The organism is Kitasatospora sp. NPDC088346 (assembly GCF_044740765.1).
In the GTDB taxonomy this organism is placed as follows: Bacteria; Actinomycetota; Actinomycetes; order Streptomycetales; family Streptomycetaceae; genus Kitasatospora.
The window spans coordinates 1-1,176 of record NZ_JBIURH010000190.1 but is presented as its reverse complement, the minus strand read 5'-3'; the positions used below and the strand labels follow the sequence as shown (position 1 = coordinate 1,176).

Annotated in this window: 1 protein-coding gene; it reads right to left on the bottom strand. The window is 72.0% G+C overall.

Annotated elements, in window-relative coordinates; translation table 11 throughout:
• On the bottom strand, positions 1 to 1,176 hold a 1,176-nt coding region (locus ACIOFR_RS42375), incomplete at both ends, for a condensation domain-containing protein (RefSeq protein ID WP_401006200.1).

The window sequence follows — 1,176 nt, the reverse complement described above, 5'->3', positions numbered from 1 at the left end:
ACCTCCGGATCAGCCGACACCACCTCCAGGAACCGCACCAACCGCGCCACCAACACCTCGACCGTCGAACGGTCGAACAGCTCCGAGGCGTACTCGACACTGCCCGAGAGGCCGGCGCCGCCCTCGTCCGAGAAGGTGAACGACAGGTCGAACTTGGCTCCCTCGCCGATCTCGGCGACCGGTTCGGCGTCGAGGCCCGGCAGGTCGAGCGTCCCGACCGCGACGGCGCTCTCGGCGAAGTTCAGCATCACCTGGAACAGCGGGTGCCGGTTCATCGTGCGGACCGGGTTGAGCACCTCCACCAGCCGCTCGAACGGCACGTCCTGGTGCGCGAACGCCGCCAGGTCCGCATCCCGGGCACGCCCGACCAGCTCCCGGAACGTCGGATCACCCGACACGTCCGTCCGCAGCACCAACGTGTTCACGAAGAAGCCGACCAGGTCGTCCAGCGCCTCGTCCGTACGGCCCGCGATCGGCGTCCCGAACGGGATGTCCGAACCCGCGCCCAACCGGGACAGCAGCGCCGCCACCGCCGCCTGCACCACCATGAACACCGTCGCCCCGCACTCCCGGGCCAGAGCGCTCGTCGCACGCCGGGCCTCCTGGCCCAGCCGGAACTCCACGGTCTCCCCCTGGTGTCCGGACTCCGCCGGCCTCGGCCGGTCGGTCGGCAGCGCCAGCTCGGCGGGAAGGTCCGCGAGAGCGGAGCGCCAAAAGTCCAGCTGGGCGGTGATCAGGCTGTCCGGGTCGGACTCCTCACCCAACAGCTCCCGCTGCCACAGCGTGTAGTCCGCGTACTGCACCGGCAGGCCGTCCCACTCGGGTGCCCGGCCCTCCGTGCGGGCGGCGTACGCGGTGCGCAGATCGTGGGAGAGCGGCACCAGCGACCAGCCGTCGGCGACGATGTGGTGCAGCACCAGCATCAGCACGTACTCGTCGGCGTCCGCCTCGAACAGCCAGGCACGCAGCGGGAGTTCGGACGTCACGTCGAAGGCGTGGCCGGCCGCCGCGGCGACCGCGGCCTCGTCGGCGCCGACCACCACCTCCAGCACCTCGCCGACCTCCGCCGGCGCCAGCACCTGCTGGAACGGGACGCCGTCGGCCTCCGGGAACACCGTCCGCAGGCTCTCGTGCCGCTCGACCAGATCCCGCAGCGCCAGCCGCAGCGCGCCCACG